At 69.8% G+C, this 15,368-nt stretch carries 13 protein-coding genes and 1 riboswitch; of the genes, 4 read left to right on the top strand and 9 right to left on the bottom strand.

Annotated features, from left to right (window positions below; all coding sequences use genetic code 11):
• The first annotated feature begins 2 nt into the window (after window positions 1–2).
• Entirely contained in the window at window positions 3–680 is a 678-nt protein-coding gene (locus tag AW270_RS11520; protein ID WP_061293747.1) for a response regulator transcription factor, read from the top strand.
• Entirely contained in the window at window positions 677–2,122 is a 1,446-nt protein-coding gene (locus AW270_RS11515; protein ID WP_061293745.1) for a sensor histidine kinase, read from the top strand. The genes AW270_RS11520 and AW270_RS11515 overlap by 4 nt, the downstream gene beginning before the upstream one ends.
• Here AW270_RS11515 and AW270_RS11510 read toward each other — a convergent pair.
• The 3 genes from AW270_RS11510 to AW270_RS11500 are packed head-to-tail and all read right to left on the bottom strand — an operon-like array spanning window position 2,098 to window position 3,880.
• Window positions 2,098–3,177 (bottom strand): DUF6745 domain-containing protein, encoded by a 1,080-nt coding sequence (locus AW270_RS11510; protein WP_061293743.1) that lies wholly within the window; start codon window positions 3,175–3,177, stop codon window positions 2,098–2,100. The two genes, AW270_RS11515 and AW270_RS11510, sit on opposite strands and share 25 nt — an antisense overlap.
• Window positions 3,177–3,473, bottom strand: coding sequence for a DUF8820 family protein (locus AW270_RS11505; RefSeq protein WP_061293741.1), 297 nt, complete (start codon window positions 3,471–3,473; stop codon window positions 3,177–3,179). Before AW270_RS11505 ends, AW270_RS11510 begins: the two co-directional genes overlap by 1 nt.
• 35 nt (window positions 3,474–3,508) lie before the next feature.
• Window positions 3,509–3,880 (bottom strand): STAS domain-containing protein, encoded by a 372-nt coding sequence (locus tag AW270_RS11500; RefSeq protein WP_157521846.1) that lies wholly within the window; start codon window positions 3,878–3,880, stop codon window positions 3,509–3,511.
• Window positions 3,881–4,029: 149 nt separating this feature from the next.
• A riboswitch (cobalamin riboswitch) is annotated at window positions 4,030–4,156 on the top strand.
• Between the two features lie 36 nt (window positions 4,157–4,192).
• Here AW270_RS11500 and AW270_RS11495 point away from each other — a divergent pair.
• Window positions 4,193–4,573, top strand: coding sequence for a hypothetical protein (locus AW270_RS11495; RefSeq protein ID WP_061293739.1), 381 nt, complete (start codon window positions 4,193–4,195; stop codon window positions 4,571–4,573).
• 365 nt (window positions 4,574–4,938) lie between these two features.
• Here the strand turns inward: AW270_RS11495 and AW270_RS37635 are convergent, their stop codons facing one another.
• From AW270_RS37635 to AW270_RS38620, 3 genes are all read right to left on the bottom strand, one after another.
• Window positions 4,939–7,152 (bottom strand): protein kinase domain-containing protein, encoded by a 2,214-nt coding sequence (locus AW270_RS37635; RefSeq protein ID WP_275477757.1) that lies wholly within the window; start codon window positions 7,150–7,152, stop codon window positions 4,939–4,941.
• Between the two features lie 371 nt (window positions 7,153–7,523).
• Window positions 7,524–7,970: a hypothetical protein gene (locus AW270_RS11490; protein ID WP_157521841.1), complete on the bottom strand. Its 447-nt coding sequence runs from the start codon at window positions 7,968–7,970 to the stop codon at window positions 7,524–7,526.
• 343 nt (window positions 7,971–8,313) lie between these two features.
• Window positions 8,314–8,493 carry a hypothetical protein gene (locus AW270_RS38620; RefSeq protein WP_157521839.1) on the bottom strand — a complete coding sequence of 60 codons (180 nt, stop codon included), beginning with the start codon at window positions 8,491–8,493 and terminating at the stop codon, window positions 8,314–8,316.
• Window positions 8,494–8,644: 151 nt separating this feature from the next.
• On the opposite strand from AW270_RS38620, the gene AW270_RS42280 reads away from it, so the two are divergent.
• Window positions 8,645–9,001, top strand: coding sequence for a hypothetical protein (locus tag AW270_RS42280; protein WP_082801511.1), 357 nt, complete (start codon window positions 8,645–8,647; stop codon window positions 8,999–9,001).
• On the opposite strand, the gene AW270_RS11480 is transcribed toward AW270_RS42280, so the two are convergent.
• From AW270_RS11480 to AW270_RS11470, 3 genes are read right to left on the bottom strand one after another with little or no spacing between them, the layout of a single operon-like run.
• The gene (locus AW270_RS11480; RefSeq protein WP_061293734.1) at window positions 8,998–9,822 is read right to left on the bottom strand and encodes an alpha/beta fold hydrolase; all 825 of its coding nucleotides are present in this window, start codon (window positions 9,820–9,822) and stop codon (window positions 8,998–9,000) included. The two genes, AW270_RS42280 and AW270_RS11480, sit on opposite strands and share 4 nt — an antisense overlap.
• Before the next feature lie 56 nt (window positions 9,823–9,878).
• Window positions 9,879–12,602, bottom strand: a complete 2,724-nt coding sequence (locus AW270_RS11475; protein ID WP_218009184.1) for a helix-turn-helix transcriptional regulator — start codon at window positions 12,600–12,602, stop codon at window positions 9,879–9,881.
• 51 nt (window positions 12,603–12,653) lie between these two features.
• Window positions 12,654–15,356, bottom strand: coding sequence for an AAA family ATPase (locus AW270_RS11470; protein WP_061293732.1), 2,703 nt, complete (start codon window positions 15,354–15,356; stop codon window positions 12,654–12,656).
• Window positions 15,357–15,368 lie beyond the last annotated feature (12 nt).

The raw sequence follows: 15,368 nt of genomic DNA, 5'->3' as shown, positions 1-15,368 counted from the left end.
TCATGGAGCGGCTGCTGGTCGTCGACGACGAGCCGACCGTACGTGAGCTGCTGTCGGCGACCCTGCGCTTCGCCGGGTTCGAGGTGAGCTCCGCCGCCACCGGCGCCGAGGCCGTCGAGGCGGTCCGCGTGCTGCGGCCCGACCTGATCCTGCTCGACGTGATGCTGCCCGACCTGGACGGGTTCCAGGTCGTCCGCCGCCTGCGCGAGCTGGCCAGGCCGCCGGTGCCGGTGCTGTTCCTGACCGCCCGCGACTCACCCGGCGACAAGGTCACCGGCCTGACCCTCGGCGGCGACGACTACGTCACCAAGCCGTTCGACCTGCCGGAACTGCTCGCCCGCATCCGCGCGATCCTGCGCCGCACCGGCGTCCCGCACGCCCACGCCGTCGTGGTCGGCGATCTGGAGGTCGACGTCGAGGGCTGCCACGTGCGCCGGGCCGGGGCGACGGTACGCCTGTCGCCCACCGAGTTTCGCCTGCTCAGCTACCTGGCCGACCACGCGGGCCGGGTGGTGTCCAAGACCTCGATCATCGAGGACGTCTGGCAGTACGACTTCGCCGGCGACACCAGCATCGTCGACACCTACGTCAGCTACCTGCGCAGGAAACTGGAGGCGACCGGCCCGAGACTGATCCACACCGTGCACGGCGTGGGCTACGTCCTGCGCGAGCCCCGATGACCTGGCGGCGCGCGTCGCTGCGCGCCCGCCTGCTGTCGATCACCTGCGCGCTGCTGGCGGCCGGGCTGCTGCTGACCGGCTCGATCGTGATCGGCCTGCTCAGAACCTCCCTGGTCGACCGGGTCGACACCCAGCTCCGGGTGTTCGGCGGCATCATCGCGGTCGTCCCGCCCGAGCTCACCGGCCGCGCCCCGGCGGGCCGGGTGGCAGGGAACGCCCTGTCCACCAACCTGGACCTGATCAACCGCCTGTACATAGCCGAACTCGGCCCGGACGGCCGGATCGGCCCGGAGATCCGCCTGCCGGAGGGACCCGGCGAACCGGTCCTGTCCACCCTCTCGGCCGAGAGCCTGGGCGGGCGGCCGTTCGAGGCGCGCGACTCGGCGGGCGGCGCCGACTGGCGGGTCCTCGTGGTGCCCCGGCAACGGACCGGGACCTCGGTCGTCGTGGCGGCCTCGCTCGACGCGGTGCGGGGGACCGTCGGGCGGCTGCGGATCACCTACGTCATCACCGGGGCCGCCCTGCTGGCGCTGCTCACGCTGGCCGGATGGTTCGCCGTCAGAGGCGGGCTGCGCCCGTTGCGGGCCATCGAGGAGACCGCCGCCGCGATCGCGTCGGGGGACCTCAGCCGCCGGGTCCCGGACGCCGACCCCGGCACCGAGGTCGGCCGCCTGTCGGCCTCCCTCAACGGCATGCTCGGTCAGATCGAGCAGGCCTTCGCGGCGCGGACCGCGTCGGAGGCGCGCCTGCGCCGCTTCGTCGCCGACGTCGGCCACGAGCTGCGCACCCCGCTCGTCGGCATCAAGGGGTTCTCCGAGCTCTACCGCATGGGCGGCCTGACCGAGGTCGGCCCGGCGATGGCCAGGATCGAGAGCGAGGCCGGGCGGCTCGCCCGCCTGGTCGAGGACCTGCTGCTGCTCGCCCGGCTCGACGAGGGCGGCGACGCCCTGCCCCTGGACCTGGCCCCGATGGACCTGCGCACCCTCGCCGCCGACGCCCGCCTCGACCTGCGCGCGCTGGCCCCCGGACGTCCGGTCGAGCTGACCGGCCCCGACGACGGCCCGCCCGCCTCGGCCCCGGTGCTCGGCGACGAGGCCCGGCTGCGCCAGGTCGTCACGAACCTGGTCGGGAACGTGGTCGCGCACACCCCGGAGGGCACCCCCGTGCGCATCGGCGTCGGGACCCGGGACGGCGAGGCCGTTCTCGTCATCGAGGACCGCGGCCCCGGGCTCACCGCCGAGGAGGCCGGCCGGGTGTTCGACCGCTTCTCCCGCGCCGACGAGTCGCGCAGCAGGTCGGGGCCCGGCGGCGCCGGACTCGGCCTGGCCATCGCCCGCTCCCTCGCCGAGGCCCACGGCGGACGCCTCGACCTGCGCACCGCACCCGGCGAAGGGGCCTCCTTCACCCTGGCGGTGCCTCAGGTCTCCTTCTCGGGCCGGTAGTTCGCCTCGTCGACCCCGAACGTCCACGCCACACCCTGCCGGGCCCGCTGCACCCACGGCGGCACCCGCAGGAAGTAGGTCCGGAACGTGCCGTCGGGCTCGGCGGTCGAGTTGACCACCTCGACCGTCACCACGTCTTCGTCGTCGGGCAGGCTGATCCGCCACAGGACGCCCGTCTCGTCGCGGTGGACGGGCGTCGCCCCCGACTCCGCCAGGTAGCGGTCGTAGCCGAAGTGTTCGAGCATGACCCGGCGCAGCTCGGCGTTGTCCTCGCCGCGGATGCGCTCGGGGGTCAGGTCGGCCATCGACGCCACGAAACCCTCGGGCACCGGCATGCCGTGCCAGGCCTCCAGCGCGAACCCGTCGGGGAAGACCAGCGCCGGGCCGTCGGACCGGTGGAGGCGGCCCGCCTCGTCGAGGTGCAGCTCGGCGGGGCGTTCACAGAGGATGGCCACGTCGGCGTAGGGGAACCACCAGCCGGCGTGCCGGGCCACCCGCGTGAGCCCGGCCAGGCCGGGGGCGTCGTCGAAGGCCGACAGCCAGGCGGCGTCGTGCTGCCCGAGCACCGCGTCGAGCGCGGCCTGCCGCAGGAGGTCACCGGCCTCCTCGCCGCCGAGCACCGACAGCCCCCGGCGGATCTCCTGGACGACCGTGTTCACCCTCGGCCACAGCAGCCCGCCGGTCGACTCCCACACGCGCGCCCACCCGACCCCGCCGGTCTCGCGCAGCCGGTCTGCCCGCGCCTGCTCCCAGGGCTGGGTGCGCACCTCCTCGCGGACGGAAGGGCCGAGCGGCCGGCCCAGCAGCCCCGCCGCCGACAGGATGAGCGACCCCAGCCCGGCCTTGTTCAGCGCGTCGACGGCCGCCTCGCCGCCGTGGTGGATCGCCGCCGCCGCCGAGGCGACGACGGGGGAGCCCGCCCACAGGATCACCGACGGCGCGGCCAGCCCCGCGGCGGCATAGGCCTCACGGACCCCCGCCTCGGCCTCGGCCCGGTCGCCCCGGCCGGTCGCGAAGGCGACGTCGGCCCAGGTCATCGTCGTCTCGACGTTCATCAGTCGGCCACCACCCGGAACGAACCAGGCACGTATTCACGCTGGCGGACGATCCTGAACCATCCTTTGGGCAGCGGGATCGTGGCATGTTCCTCGTGGACCAGCCGCCCGCCCTCGGGCAGGTGGAGGTAGCCGCGGTAGAGGGTCCCGGGGCCGTGGAGCGCGTGGGCGTGGCCGGTGGCCTCGCCCAGGGCCAGCACGATGCGGCCCTTGGGGTCACGTGGCTCGGCGACGAGACCGGGAGGCACCGACGCCTCCGGCACCGGCATGATCAGGATGTCACCCTGTCGGTACATGACCAACCTTCCGTGTTCGGGGGGTTGATCAGAAACTAGCGAGGCCCACCGACATTTCCCGGCCCCTCGCGGCGGACCTCCGCCAGGGCCTCCTCCAGGGAGTCGTACATCTCGATCAGATCGGTCATCAGCGTCAGCTCCATCCGGTGACGCAGCTGCGGCCGCGCCCCCGCCAGCACCAGCCGGGTGCCCCTGGCCTTGGCGGCCTTGACCGCCCGCACGATGAGCCCGAGCCCCGCCGAGTCCCAGAAGCGGACCTCCGCCACCTCCAGGATCAGCACCGACGGCGCGGGAGCGGCGAGCACGGCGTCTACGTCGAGGTCCAGAGCGGGCGTGGTCGCGGCGTCCATGTCTCCGGAGAGGCGCATCACCGCCAGTCGTCCGCCGGCGTCCCGTGAGGATTCCATGGCGGTCACCACCTTCCTCACCCGCGCGTGACGGGGCGTACCGGGAGCGGTTGGAAGCAGCTGATCGCACGTTGAGCACGCTGCCGCCGTCACCTACCCGGCCAGCGGCGTCTAATCTGCGGAGATCCGCCATGGGATGGTTCATACGGCCACATATGAGACGATTTCGGAAAGGCGACGGCGGAACGAGGAAGCCGGTGTGAATCCGGTGCGGTCCCGCCACTGTGATCGGTGTCGAGCCGAGAGCCAGAGACTCACGCGGTCGCCTCCTCACCAGCCGGGGCGGATCTCCCCGAGAGAGGCCGGGCGCCGGTGCCTGCTTCCCCCTCACCCGTCGGCCCGAGAAGGGTCACCGTCTGCCGGGACTGCTGCTGCGGCAGCAGCCGGAAGGTCCCCCGTCTCGACCACGACGAGCAGATACGCCGCCTCGCCGACGTCGCCGAGGTCCGGGTGACCGGCTGCCTCGACGTGTGCGACCAGGCCAACGTGATCGTCGTCCAGCCCACCCCGGAAGGGCGCGCCGCCGGTGGCCGCCCGGTGTGGCTCGCCTTCGTCAACGACGAGGGCGCGACCGCCGACGTCGCCGCGTGGATCCGCGCCGGCGGCCCGGGACTGGCGCCGTTGCCGCCGATCCTCGAACTCCACCGGTTCACCCCGCCGCGCGGCCATTTGAAGCCGACCGGCGATCGCTAATTGTGAGTACCTCGATCTTAGGCCGGTGATGAGTTTCCGCGTCACGCGGGTTTCCACCGCGCGTTTCGCGGCAACTTCGCTATAGCGTGCGGCACCGCCGAATTGTTGCCAATGGAGATGGGGAAGTAGCTCGACACAAACCATCGACGGCTTGCGCAAAAGCAAGCCAGTAACAGGGGGCGGCCGGAGCGACCTAGTGAGCTGGTCCGAAAATGCGTAAGCAGTAGCGCCAGATGCGACCGCCGATCTATTTGGCGGTTTTTCGCCAAATGATGGCCGATCGGCGGCTTCATCGTCAATGGACGTCTCGACCTCGACCTTCCGTAACCTCAGCCTAGAGCTCGCGCCCGCCTGGATAGGGCCGCCTACTGGAGAACCGAGAAGATGTCACGCAATAGGCCCGCAAGCTTAGGAACATCGCCCAACGTCATGGAGTCTGGCCTCCAGTCAAGATAAAATTGAAACTCACCCTTGTTTCCTGGGTGCCGGGTTGCGTTTGGATAGGCAGAGATCGCCTGATCGATTCTGCGATTGAAGATCGGTCGCATCCGCTCATTCGACACATTTTCAAGTGACATTCTCTGAGTGGGCCTAAAGTGCATGGAGAGATAGTCTGTGTACTTGCGCTGCCCGGATTTTTCCTTCCATTGCAGGCCGATTTCCCATGTCCTTGTAGCGTTCACGAATGAGTCCAGTGTTACAGGCGTAGCCACTCGCGTCATTTGGAAAATAAGTTCGCGAGAGTAATCCGCTGTTGAGATGTTGGCGCTACTGTCGGTATACGAAAGGGCCTGCCCGATTCCGTCTAGGCGGTGAATTATCTCCGAGAAATTGGAAATACGGTCGGATGGTTCAAATCTTGTGCATTCTCTGTAGAGATCAATGATGCCGGCTACAGCGCTGGCAGGGGCTGAGTGGACAAGCCTCTGGTTAAGGCGGTCTATATTGCTTTCGACCTTTAGGGGTTCGGGGTCCATATTTGTCAGGCAGAAGTGCATGAGCTGTCCAAATGAAAAAACATCAAGAGTCGGCGTCTTACTCCGAGCCGCCTTGGGGTCGAAAACCACATATTGCTCTGGTGCGGCGTAGTAGACGACTCCCATAGCGGTCTTAGTCGCCTTCTGGGTCTGCGTACTAAACCAGGCGAGATCAAAATCGGTGAGATAAGGACTGTACGTCCCGTCCTCTCCGTACCGGCAGATGATGTTCTCTGGCTTGATATCACGGTGAATAACGTCGTTCTCGTGAGCGTGAAGTACGGCCTCAGCGCATTTAAGGAGAATTGGAATGATATCTATGGGTTCGAGAAAAATGCCCACGGCAAGGTCGCGCAGATTTTTACCTTCAATATAATCCATTACGAACCCGGGAGGGCAGCTACTATAGTCGTGCACGCTTACGATACGGGGGTGATTTAGCATACGCATTGCCTCGTAGCCATTTTTGAAACGCTTCACCTTTTCATGATCGTGCAGTTCGTTGGAGTGATAAAGCTTATATGCTCCCGCATCTCCATTAGCATTGCGAAGCAGCCAGACTTTGCCGAACCCTCCGGAACCGAGCGGATGTTCTAACACGCCCCATCTAGTCCGAGTGCTGGACTCTACATTGCCTAGCTCACTTTGGAAGCGTAGGAGTGTTTCCTTTGCTAAGCGATATTGCTCGCGCCCAGGAAGTCCTTCGACTAGATCTTTCTTTGCGAACCAGTTGTTGATCTGCTCTAGCTTGCGACACGCAGCGAAATATCCTTCGGATCGCCATGTCTGCATGTCATAAGTCGCTCGAAGCTTGTTGTAGCTATCTAAATAAGCGTGCGCCTCGACCTCAATAGCGGCGTATTCCTGCTCGGGGCGCGGTGGTGCCAGTACGGGCGATAACCCTCTTCCTATAATCATCCTTCCGCGAACACGACCTCCGAATACCGGATCCTGCTCGTGCCCATCTCTATTGGCCATCTCCCGTGATACGACCTCATAGATGCTGTGCGCCGTGACAGAACCAGTGTGGTCCGCCGCTTCGCCAAGAAGCGCTGCGAGCAAATGATATGTGAAGATGCCATGGCCTAGGTTGGCAGCTTCCCAAGCGCGCTGGTCTCCTGTGCATGCGGCAATGACTACTACGGAAGGATCAGTTTGCCGAACTACCTGATTGATGTCGGAATTTGAGATCCGTCGGACAGCAAAATTGCTCGCAGGGAGTCTCGCCGCCTCACCGGCATGACAACAATCTAAGAGGAGCATTGTCTCTGTGGCACTGTCTGGTTCGGGCTCCAACATTGTCATTAGAGTTGCAAGTCCAACACCCTCATCGAATTCTCGGTTGTCGTAGGTTACGAGAAAGGTTCCGAGGTCATTTACGGCGCCATGTCCAGCGAAGTAGAAAACTATTTTTTCCGCACCGGACCGCTTCGCCTCCGCCATCCACTGGAAAATGGCAGCTTTAGTTACCTCCTCGTCAAGCAGTTTTGTAACGGAGAATCCGTATTCAGGAAAGGCGAGCAGTTCGCCGACCTCGTCCGCATCATGTCGGCAGCTGTCCAACTTCCCCCATCTAGTCGGATAGGAGCTAACGCCACACACGAGCGCAAGTCGAGAAGCCAAAGATTTCTCCTCAATATCTCATCGGCTCAGCATGGGGGGCGATCAACCGATTTGCCCGTTATGAGACTTATGCCCGATATGTCGCCATGCTGACTGGCCCATGGCTGTCAGTTTGGTGCATCAAGTACATTACGGTAAATGGGCGATTTTGAGGTTACCGGCACAAAGATTTCAGGCCGTTCTCAGGTCTGACCGGGGGGGTCGGCGGCGGTGCTGCATGCGTTCGGGTGGTTCCTGCCTAGCCTGATGAGCTTGATCGGCTTTGCGATCACCAGACTGGTGGAAGCGCTCAGACCGCTTCGACTGAGTTGTACTCTAACCCCCGTGCTGTGACCGGCAGAGGTTTCCGGTCACAGCACTACGTCCTCGATCGACTGCTGCTCGCGGATTCGGGCGCCATGCGGGGTGCTAGGTACCCAGCTTGGGAACTGGCCCATCGTATGCAAGATCGGCCAAACGGTCGCAGCGCCCGTGTATCCCGGCGGCTGCTCGGCATAGAGAAGAACGGCCTCGGCAGTAAGGTCGGTCAGGTCGATGCCGCCGGAGACGACCAGCACCGTACCGACGCTCCCGACCGCAATCTCGCGCGGGTCCGTGGTGCCCGGCTGCTGCTCGAGTCGCTGGCAAGAATCCTCCAGCACAGGATCGTCAGCGATCCGACGAAATCGGTCTGCGAAACGGATCAACCGGGTGGCGTTGACCGCTGCTGCGGTCGGCTGATTAACCTGCAGGGAGTAGGTCTGGACCGCAGCGGCGTTAATCCGAGCGTGTCCGTGACGTGGTCCCCGATAGCGCATCTATTGGATGAGCTGAATCGTTGAAGCAGACCACATTCCACCGTCCCTGCCAGGTCCACCCCGAAAATTGTCAGCCTAGCCAGCAAGTCGAGCATGCCCCGCCGATTGGCCGACCGGCCGTTGTGGTCGAGGCTAAAGTGCTCTGCGGCCAAGTCGGCGATCCGCTCGGTCCGGCTCTCGGATTGATCACCGAAAGGTTAAGGGAGACGGCTCGGCTGCGGCAGCGGTCCCGGCACGAGGGAGCGATAGGCCTATCGTCATCCAGAACGCTGGCATTGTCGGCAGGATTATGGTAGCAGCTCCGGTTAAGGTGAGGTGCAGGCGCATCTTCGGTCCAACTGCGCTATGGCTCACCCAACACCACCGCAATGTCGTCCGGGTTGTAGGTCGCTGACCAAAAGGTCGGCTGTCTCGGACGCTGATAATGCTCGGCAAGCTTGTCGATCAGGTACTTTAACCCTCCTGCGGTATAGAGCGCGGTGGTCGTGACATGGGCATGCCGCAGGCAGTCCAGCTTCTTCATAGAAGTCCGTCAATTAGGCCAAGTCCTGCGGCGAGACAGGCCCTGCTTGGCGCAGCCGCGACCTTTGGAGACCACCCACAGTTGCCCGCGCGTCCAGTCGACGTTGGATAGGTGCACCCCGAGCAGTTCGGAGGCTCAGACGCCCGAGGACATGACAGGCCAGCAGGGCGCGATCGCGGAGGCGGGTCACCTGCGCGAAAAGTTCCTGCCAGAGCTGGTCGGGGATCACTCGGGGTTGGCAAGCCACGACCTTCGGCCGCAGCCGTGCGCGTCAATGGAGGCGCGGAGTCTCCTGCGGAGACATGTGTGCCAGTGCTGTACGGCGTCACCCCACGTCCTCACCACCGAGGAGATGGCCGTCCACCTGCGCGAGGCCCTCCGGGTGGTGCCCGCCGACCGGCTGTGGGTCAATCCCGACTGCGGCCTGAAGACCCGCGGCTACCCCGAGACCAGGGCGGCCCTGGCCAACATGGTCGCCGCCGCCAGGACCGTGCGCGCCACCCCCTAAGAGGAGACGAAGTCCAGCAGGTCGGCGTGGAGGCGGTCGCGGTCGGTGTCGGGGAGGGCGTGGCCGCCGCCCTCGTACACCTTCAGGGTCGCGTCCTTGACCAGGGCGGCCGAGCGCTTCCCGCCGACCTCGAACGGCACGATCTGGTCGTCGTCGCCGTGGATCACCAGGGTCGGGACGTCGATCGCCGCCAGGTCGGGGCGGAAGTCGGTGGCCGAGAACGCCGCTATGCACTCGTAGGCGGCCCGGTGTCCCGAGGCCATGCCCTGGAGCCAGAAGGCGTCGCGGAAGCCCTGCGGCACCTGGCCCGTGCGGTTGTGGCCGAAGAACGGGCCGTCGGCCAGGTCGCGGTAGAGCTGGGAGCGGTTGGCCAGCTCACCGGCGCGGATGCCGTCGAACACCTCGATCGGCAGGCCCTCGGGGTTGTCGTCGGCGCGCAGCATCAACGGCGGCACCGCGCCGACCAGGACGACCCGGGACACCCGCGCGGTGCCGTACCGGCCGATGTAGCGGACGATCTCGCCGCCGCCGGTCGAGTGGCCGACCAGGGTGAGGTCGGTCAGGTCGAGGTGCTCGATGAGGCCGGCCAGGTCGTCGGCGTAGGTGTCCATCTCGTTGCCGAACCAGCTCTGCGTCGACCGGCCGTGGCCGCGGCGGTCGTGGGCGATGGCGCGGTGGCCGTGGGTGGCCATGAAGAGGGCGGCGGCGTCCCAGGCGTCCGCGTTGAGCGGCCAGCCGTGGCTGAACAGGACGGGCGAGCCGGTGACGCCCCAGTCCTTGTAGAAGATGCGCGCTCCGTCGTCGGCGATGAAAAAGGTCACCGCCCGAGCATGGCGAAGGTGATGCCGGTGACGCACTACGTGGGCCGCGTAGTCCGTCAGGCCGGCAGCGAGTTGATCTTGTCGGAGAGCTGGCGGCGGGAGGAGACGCCGAGCCGCTGGAAGATCTTGCGCAGGTGGTAGTCGACGGTGTTGGCGCTGATGAACAGGGTGGTGGCGATCTCGGGATTGGTGCGGCCGAGGGCGGCCAGCCGGGCGATCCGCAGCTCCTGCGGGGTCAGCTCGGAGGGGCCCGGGTCGACGGGGGTGGCGGCCGTCCGGCCGACCGCCTCCAGGCCGGTGCCGGCCCGCGCGACGAACATGTGCGCGCCGCTCTGGTCGAAGTGGGTGATCGCGAGCTGGAACTGCTCCCCGGCCTCCCTGCGGCGGCGGACGCGGCGCAGCCATTCGCCGTACACGAGATGGGTGCGGGCGAGGTCGATCCGGGCGCACGTCGGGGCGAGGGCCCGGAGCGAGGCGGTGAAGTGGGCCTCGGCGGTGGCGTCGTCGCTGACCAGGGCACGGGCGCGGGCGGCGACGCCGCGGCACCACGGCGAACCGGTGGCCTCGGCCCACTCCTCCAGGAGACCGGCGAAGGGGCGGGCGTCGTCCAGGTGGCCGCTGCGCACGGCCGCCTCGACGAAATCGGCGTACTGGGTGGGGGTGACCTGGAAGAACGGGTCGTCGACCAGCGGCTTGAGCCGCTCGCGGGCGTCGTGGTAGCCGCCGTCGGCGAGGTCGCGCAGGGCCAGCGCGTGGACGGCCGACGCGCCGACGCCCCCGAACCCGGCGGCGTTCGCCCCGTCGGCGATGGCCTGGACGGTGGCGCGCGGCGAGCCGGTCCACGCCATCAGGGCGGCGTTGATGACGTGTTCGGCGTCGTAGCCCATGGCCAGCCGCACCTCCCTGACCTGTTCCATCGCCTCCTGGGCGTGCCGGACGGTGCCGCCGGTGAGCTCGCTCAGCGAGATCACCCAGAGCAGGGTGTCGAGGACCTGGAGCGCGCCCGCCTCCCGCGCCGCCGCGGCGGCCCTGGCCAGACCGGCCCGCCGGCCCGCGTCGTCCCACAGGTAGGTGCCGAGGGAGGCGATGGCCGACCCCATGTGCATCATCTCGTGGTCGGGCAGCGCCAGGATCGCGTCGAAGGCGGCCCTGACCAGCGGCATCGCCTCGGTGTGGGGGCGGAGCATGAGGGCGCCCAGCCCGGTCAGGATCGTGGCGTCGGGGCCGCCGCCGGACGCCGCCGCGGCCTTGATGCGCTCGCCCAGGTCCCGGCGGGCGCCCCCCGGCGTCAGCCGGTCGACGGTGCAGCAGAACTCGAAGGCCTTCAGCAGCGTGCGCCGTTCGCGTTCGAGGTCGTGGCCGTGGAACGCCCCGGCGGCCCGGACCAGCTCGCCCGTCGCCGGCAGGACCACGGCCGGGTCGGCGGCGAACATGCCGAGCGCGCACCGCACGACCTGCACCCGCCCCCGCGAGACCGGGTCGGCCGCCGCCACGTCGATCCGGCCGAGCAGTTCGCCCGCGATCTGGACGGCCCCCACGGCCAGGGCCGCCTCGGCGGCGCCGGCCAGCCGGGCGTCCCGCACCGGCCCCGGCGGGGTCAGCTCGGCCGCCTGGCTGAGGATGCTGGCGCGGGAGGCGAACCCGCCCCGGCGGGCGGCCAGGTCGGCGGTGTGCTCCAGCCGGTCGGCGACGCGGGCGTCGGTGCCCAGGGTGGCCTTGGCCGAGTGCCAGGCCTCCTGCTCCACCATGCCCAGATCGCCCGCCGCCCTGGCCAGCGCCCGGTGGGCCCGCCTGCGGTCGGCGCTGGTCGAGGCGTTGTAGACGGCGCTGCGGACCAGCGGGTGGCGGAACCGGACCGACTCGTGCAGCTCGATCAGCCCGGCCGCGTCGGCGCGGTCGGCGACGTCCTCGTCGAGGCCGCACGCGCGGGCGGCGGAGGTGATCAGGCCGAGGTTGTTCGTGCTGTCGGCGGCGGCCAGCAGCGCCCACTCCCGCACCTGCGGGTCGGTCCGGCCGACCCGGTCGGCGTAGTGGGCCTCCAGACGGCGGCCGACCGGGATCGGGGCGGCCCCGAGGCCGAGCCCGGCCATGCCCCGCGCCTCCTCGGCGAGGTCGATCAGCGCGAGCGGGTTCCCGCCGGTGGCCCGGACGATGGCCGCCGCCGTCGCCGGGTCGATCGGGGTGGCCAGCGAGCTGCGCAGCAGCGCGGTGGCCGGCTCCTGCCCGAGGCCTTCGAGCGGCAGCTCGGGCACCCCCGCCATCCGGGCGGCCACGCCCTGCTCGTCCCTGGCCGTGAACAGGACGGCGATCGGCTCGACCGCGATGCGGCGGGCCACGAACGCCATCACGTCCAGGCTCTCCTGGTCGAGCAGGTGGGCGTCGTCGACCATGCAGAGCACCGGCGCCCGCGCCGCCGCCGCCGCGAACAGGCCGAGCACGCCCAGCCCCACCAGGAACCGGTCGGGGGTCGGGCCCTCGGCGACGCCGGACGCCACCCGGATCGCCTCGCGGTAGCGTCCGGACAGCGCGGGGAGGTGGGCGCTCAGCGGGATCGTCAGCCGCTGGACGGCGGCGAAGGGCAGCGCCATCTCCGACTCGAAGCCGTCGAGGCGGACCCTCGTCAGCCCGGCGGCCCCGGACGCGGCGGCCTCCAGCAGCGCCGTCTTGCCGATCCCGGGCTCCCCGGTGATCAGCAGCGATCCGCCGCGACCGTTGCGGGCACCGGTGACGAGCTGGTTCAGCCGCCGCCGTTCGTCCTCCCGACCCATGAGCTCGAGCACGGGAACGTACGTTAGAGCAGCGCGACACGCCCGGACCACACCCGGACCGCGCTAGGACGGACCGAGTGCGTCGCGCAACTGCCCGCGCGCGGTGATGCCGAGCTTGCGGAACAGCCGGTAGAGGTGGGTGCTGACCGTGCGGTGCGACAGGTAGAGCTGCTGGCCGATCTCCCGGTTGGACAGCCCGGCCGCCGCCAGCCGGGCGATGTGCAGCTCCTGCGGGGTGAGCCGGTCGACGCCGCTGGCCACGCGCAGGTCGCTGGCCTCGCCCGCCGCGCGCAGCTCCTGCCGGGCCTTCTCTCCCCAGACGAGCAGGCCGAGCGCGTCGAAGGCGTCCCGCGCGGTGCGCAGCGGCACCCGCGCCTCCTGGATCCGGCGCTGCCGCCGCAGCCAGACGCCGTGGGCGAGCAGCAGCCTGGCCCGGCCGATGGGCAGCGACGGCTGGTCGGCGCTGAGGGCGTCCAGATAGAGCCGTTCGGCGTCGGCGTCGGCGGCCAGGAGCGCCCGCGCGTGGCGCAGCCCCTGGTGCAGCAGCGGGACGGGGGTGAGCCCGCCGATCTCCTCCGCCTCCGCCAGCAGCGGCCTGATCTCCGCGCGCCGGGCGGGCGGCGCGGCCTCGACCAGGTCGGCGAGGGCCCACAGGCGGGTCACCGGGTGGAAGGCGACGTCGGCGGGGTCGAACAGGCGGCGCAGGTGGCCGTAGGCGTCCTCGTGCCGTCCGGCGCACAGCGCGATCACGCCCCGGCTGTGTTCGATGAGCGCGACGTTGGAGCTGTTGGCGCGGGCGCCGAGGATGCGCTCGCCCTCGGCCGCCAGCGCCATGCCGCGGGCCTCCTCGCCGAGCAGGCCCGCGATCATCGCCTGCCCGGCGCAGGCCGCGGACTGCCAGCGCGCCTGCCCGGTCTCGCGGGCCAGCCGCTCGGCCTCCTCACCGGCCAGCAGCGCGCCGGACACGTCGCCGCAGAAGAGCAGGCTCCACATCTGGGAGACCAGGGCCTGGGCCAGCAGCCCCAGCCGCCCCTGCGCCCGCAGGTCGGCGATGGCCGCGTTGAGGAACGGCACCGCCAGGTCGTACGCTCCCACCGCGCTCCCCGCCACCCCCAGGATCCTGGCCACCGGCGCGTCGAAGCTCCGGCCCCGCAGGGAGGCCAGCCGCTCCATCACCACGCCGCCGCTCTCGACGGGGCTGACGGTGGCGAGGATCTGCAGCAGCTCCGGGTCGCAGGGGCCGGTGGCCAGCCGTTCGGCCGAGGTGACGACGCGCTGGCGCAGGTCCCAGCCGGAGTCCGTCCACCAGCAGCGCAGCGCGGCGGCGCGCAGGAAGTTGAGGGCGAGCACGGGGTCGGCGACGGTCTCGGCGGCGGCGATGAGCCGCAGGATGCGGGCGGGCCCCTCGTCGCGGTTCTCCTCCAGCACCTCCTTCAGCCACGTCAGCCGGGCCCGCTGGCGGTCGCCCACCAGTTCGGGTTCGGCCAGCGCGACCAGTTCGGCGATCTGGTCGCGACGGCCCAGTTCGAAGGAGAGCTCGGCGGCGCGCAGCAGCCGTTCGACCCGGTCGCCCCGGTCCTCGCTGACCTCGGCGGCGCGGCGCAGCGCGGAGACCGCCACGGTGATCGCGCCCCGCCGCCGGGCGCGGGCGGCGAGCCGCTCCAGGTCGGCGGCGACCGAGTCGTCCTGGTGGGCGATGGCGGCGGCGCGGTGCCAGGTCCTGAGGTCGGCGTCGCCGGCGTGCGCCTCGGCCAGCGCCGCGTGGACGGCCAGGCGGTCGGCGGCCGGGGCCTTCTGGTAGACCGCCGACCGGACCAGGGGGTGGCGGAAGTGGACGCCGTCGCCGTCGGAGGTGATCAGCCCGGCCTCCACGGCGGGGGTCAGCGCGCGGGCGCCGACCGGCGCGCCGGTCAGGACGGCGGCGGCCTTCAGCGCCACGGTCAGATCGGGCCCGTCGTTGGCGGCGGCGGCCAGCAGCAGCAGCCGGGTCCCGGCCGGCAGCAGCGACAGGCGGGCGGCGAAGGCCCGCTCCAGGCGCGTGGTCAGCGGCAGGAACTCCAGGCTGCCGGTGCTCGCGGCGCTGAGCGCCCGGGGGAGCTCGACCAGGGCGAGCGGGTTGCCCGCCGCCTCGGCCAGCACCCGCCAGCGCATGCCCACCGGCAGCGCGGGGGCGCGCGCGTCCAGCAGCGCCTCGGCGTCGTGGGGCGTCAGCCCGCCCAGGCGCAGTTCGGCCAGGTCGCTGTCGTCGAGGCTGGTGGGGTGGCCGTCGCGGACGGCCAGCAGCAGCACGATCGGCTCCGACCTCACCCGCCGGGCCACGAAGCCGAGCACCTCGGTCGTCGGCCGGTCGAGCCACTGCACGTCGTCCACGACCACCAGGAGAGGCCGCCGGGCCGCCGCCTCGCCGAAGAGGTTGAGCACGGCCAGCGCGATGAGGAACGGCTCGGGGGAGGCCACGTCCACCATGCCGAAGGCGCCCAGCAGCGCCTCGCGCTGGCGGACCGGCAGCTCCTCGGCGGCGGCGAGGAGGGGGTGGACGAGCTGGTGGAGGCCCGCGAACGGCAGATGGGTCTCGCTCTGCACGCCGGAGGTGCTCGACACGGCCATCCCGCGCGCTGCCGCGTGCGCGGTCGCGGCCTCCAGCAGCGCCGACTTGCCGATGCCGGGGGCGCCCCGCACCACCAGCGCGTCGCCCCGCCCGCGGACGCCGTCGACGAGCGCTTCGAGGCGCGCGGTCTCGGGCCCGCGCCCGATCAGGGGGCTCACCGGCCGGATTGT

It is taken from the genome of Herbidospora cretacea (assembly GCF_001570605.1).
GTDB classification, from domain to species: domain Bacteria; phylum Actinomycetota; class Actinomycetes; order Streptosporangiales; family Streptosporangiaceae; genus Herbidospora; species Herbidospora cretacea.
This window is presented reverse-complemented; position numbering and strand designations above follow the sequence as displayed.

Excerpts from the sequence above, each read along its gene's own strand:
- AW270_RS11520 (WP_061293747.1), top strand. The coding sequence starts at position 3 with ATGGAGCGGCTGCTGGTCGTCGACGACGAGCCGACCGTACGTGAGCTG.
- AW270_RS11515 (WP_061293745.1), top strand. The coding sequence starts at position 677 with ATGACCTGGCGGCGCGCGTCGCTGCGCGCCCGCCTGCTGTCGATCACC.
- AW270_RS11510 (WP_061293743.1), bottom strand. The coding sequence starts at position 3,177 with ATGAACGTCGAGACGACGATGACCTGGGCCGACGTCGCCTTCGCGACC.
- AW270_RS11505 (WP_061293741.1), bottom strand. The coding sequence starts at position 3,473 with ATGTACCGACAGGGTGACATCCTGATCATGCCGGTGCCGGAGGCGTCG.
- AW270_RS11500 (WP_157521846.1), bottom strand. The coding sequence starts at position 3,880 with ATGGAATCCTCACGGGACGCCGGCGGACGACTGGCGGTGATGCGCCTC.
- AW270_RS11490 (WP_157521841.1), bottom strand. The coding sequence starts at position 7,970 with ATGCGCTATCGGGGACCACGTCACGGACACGCTCGGATTAACGCCGCT.
- AW270_RS38620 (WP_157521839.1), bottom strand. The coding sequence starts at position 8,493 with ATGAAGAAGCTGGACTGCCTGCGGCATGCCCATGTCACGACCACCGCG.
- AW270_RS42280 (WP_082801511.1), top strand. The coding sequence starts at position 8,645 with ATGACAGGCCAGCAGGGCGCGATCGCGGAGGCGGGTCACCTGCGCGAA.